This is a genomic window from uncultured Brachyspira sp., from assembly GCF_944390595.1.
Classification (GTDB): Bacteria; Spirochaetota; Brachyspiria; order Brachyspirales; family Brachyspiraceae; genus Brachyspira.
On record NZ_CALXRN010000225.1, the window covers coordinates 1 to 2,727 of the forward strand.

Below are 2,727 nucleotides of genomic sequence, written 5' to 3' on the forward strand. Positions count from 1 at the left end.
TAATACTCATGAATATGTATATAATTATTTTTATAATATATTCAATGCTGAAGTAAAAAATGTTACTATGATAAGTGAAAAAATAGATGAAATTTTGGATAATTTAGTTAATAATTATGACAATGAAGAACTTCCTAAAAGAGCTCTTTTAAGAAAAAATGAACTTATTGTAGAAGAAAATGGAAATGTTGGAAGAGCAAATATAAGATATGATGCAGAGTTTCAATCTTATGAAGAATATAGTGATTTTTCAGAACATCTAACAAATATAGCATTATTTCCAGAATCATCAGGAGCATTAATAGCAACTCAAAAACTTGCAGTGTCTTTATCTAAAGATTGGATTATAGATGCATATAGTGATTTAACTACTAAAAGCAGAGCAGAAGTGCCTATAGATATAGAAATTAATATAGATGATTGGAAAGGAGTTACCAGAGATGGTTCTAATGAAGAAGAGCTTGTTCAATCTATTAATAATCATATTGCTGAAAAAAAGGCTAATGCTTTAAGTAAAATAAAGTGGATAGGAAATGCTATTGTAACTGGGATAATAGGTCTAATTTGTACATTTGTATTATTATCATGGTTTAACAACATATTATTTATAATTCCTGGTTTGGGTGTTACTATATATCTCATATATAAAGCTAAAATGGATTATAAGAAAAAAATAGAATCTACAAATAAAAAATTTGATGATTATTCTGAAAGCTGCCTTAAGCATTTAAGGGGGATTTTAGCTGAGATTGTTGATTATAGAATGATGTATGCTGAAAAAGATAAAAATTACAGCAAAGTTGTAGATTTCTTAGGAAGTATTTCTTCATCATCATTAATAAGTGATGGTGCTTTTGAAAAAAGACGTTCAATTATATTATAAAGGATTATTTTATGATTATTTTAGATGATAATGAAAATATAAGCGGTATAGAACCAGTTGAAAATAATGAAGAGAATAATGAAAATAAAGAAATGGAAGCGGCATTAGAAGATACTCATGAGCAAGAAAAGGAAGAAGCAGCTGAAGAAGTTTTAATAGTTAAAGAAGAATATAGTAATAATATAGAAAATGGTAATATAGAAAGTGACAATATAGATAATAATAGTATAGATAATAATAATAATGTTATGGAAAAAGTATCTAATAACGTTTTAAACTCTAATACTAATTATTATAGTACTATGGCTTCAACTTTTCCAGACTGGGAATTGCTTCCTCCAGGCGTGCCTATTAAAAGAGTAAGAAGAAAATAATTTTTAGGATAATATATTATGACAAAAGCTCCGAATACGTATTTTGAATGGTGTGAATTATTAGACTATTTAAAGAATTCTTCTGTTGATAATGAAGTTTTAGAAGCTATTGATAATGGGTTTATAGAATCTGGAACTTATGAAAGACTATTTAAAAGGATTTCTGAAATTATAGAGTTTAGAATAAAAAAGAGCAGTGAAAAATTTGACAGTATAGTTAAAAAATCTTCTGATATTAATATTATATCTCCAGCATTAAATAATTTAAAGAGAGAATTTATATTTCTAATAAAAATAGCTAAATCAAAATCAATATTAAATGTATCTAAAGAATATTCTGATAAATTAATTGATTTTATAAAAAATACTGCTAATAGCATGCATGAGTCTTTAGAAAAAAGTTCAGTTTCAGATAGAACAGGTATGCTTAAAAAAATTATTGTTAATGCTAAAATAAATGACTTAGGAGTGTAAATTATGAATTTTAAAGAATGTAAAGATAGAATGAAAAGATATTCTTTAGCTAGAATACCTTTTATTGCTTTTAATACAATAGAAAGACAGAGGGCATTAGATGTTTTGAGAGATACAGCAAGTGAATTATCATTGCCTTTTTATGTCCATACACTTTCTAAGGGAATGTATGATATAGTAACCGAGAAGGTTGTTAATGATGATAAAACTGTAATTGGAGCTTTGGAATTTATTGCTGATCAGATAAAATTAAAAAATAATTTAACTTTTATTTTTACTGAAGTTTCTGATTTAGAAAATGACAGTACAACGTCAAGATATATTTTTGATATAGTAACATTAGCTGAAGAGAAAGCTGCTTCAATAATCATACTCACTCAAAATAGCATTTGGTCTAATTTACAGAGATTAGGTATGAGTTTATACCTTGATTTGCCTTTAGAAGATGAGGTATATTCCATTATAGAAGAAAATATAGAACCTTATAAAAATAGTATTAAGATAGATTGGGATGAAAATGATTATAGAGAAGCTGCTATGACTTTAACTGGTATTAGTAAAGTTGAGATACAGAATGTAATAGCTTCTCTAATAGCAAGCAGGCATGTTAAAAAATCTGATTTAATGGAATTAAAATTTGCAAAGGATAAATTATTTTCTAATATAAACGGTCTTGAGAAAATAGATGTGTCTTCAAATATTGATGATGTAGGAGGTCTTGGAGGACTAAAAAATTGGCTTAATGATAAAAAGAAATTACAGACATCAGAAAAGAGAGATGAGCTTCTAAAAAGGGGTATGAATCCGCCTAGAGGTATACTTTTAGTAGGAGTTCCTGGATGCGGAAAATCTATGTCTGCTAAGGCAGTTGCTTCATATTGGAATTTACCGCTTTATAGATTAGATTTTGCTACTGTTCAAAGTCAGTATGTTGGTCAAAGTGAACAGCAGCTTAAAGAGGCTTTTCAAACAGCTGAAAGAGTTTCTCCTTGTATT

At 27.3% G+C, this 2,727-nt stretch carries 4 protein-coding genes; all 4 read left to right on the forward strand.

All coding sequences use genetic code 11. The features are described from left to right. Positions 1-883, forward strand: an 883-nt coding sequence (locus tag Q0J90_RS13570) for a hypothetical protein (protein WP_297278417.1), incomplete at its 5' end; no start/stop codon positions are given. Between the two features lie 11 nt (positions 884-894). Further along, the gene (locus tag Q0J90_RS13575) at positions 895-1,257 is read left to right on the forward strand and encodes a hypothetical protein (RefSeq protein WP_297278418.1); all 363 of its coding nucleotides are present in this window, start codon (positions 895-897) and stop codon (positions 1,255-1,257) included. An 18-nt stretch (positions 1,258-1,275) separates the two neighbouring features. After that, positions 1,276-1,731 (forward strand): hypothetical protein, encoded by a 456-nt coding sequence (locus tag Q0J90_RS13580; RefSeq protein WP_297278419.1) that lies wholly within the window; start codon positions 1,276-1,278, stop codon positions 1,729-1,731. 3 nt (positions 1,732-1,734) lie between these two features. Next, positions 1,735-2,727 (forward strand): AAA family ATPase (locus Q0J90_RS13585; RefSeq protein WP_297278420.1); only part of this gene is annotated, 993 nt, incomplete at its 3' end.

Excerpts from the sequence above, each read along its gene's own strand:
- Q0J90_RS13575 (WP_297278418.1), top strand. The coding sequence starts at position 895 with ATGATTATTTTAGATGATAATGAAAATATAAGCGGTATAGAACCAGTT.
- Q0J90_RS13580 (WP_297278419.1), top strand. The coding sequence starts at position 1,276 with ATGACAAAAGCTCCGAATACGTATTTTGAATGGTGTGAATTATTAGAC.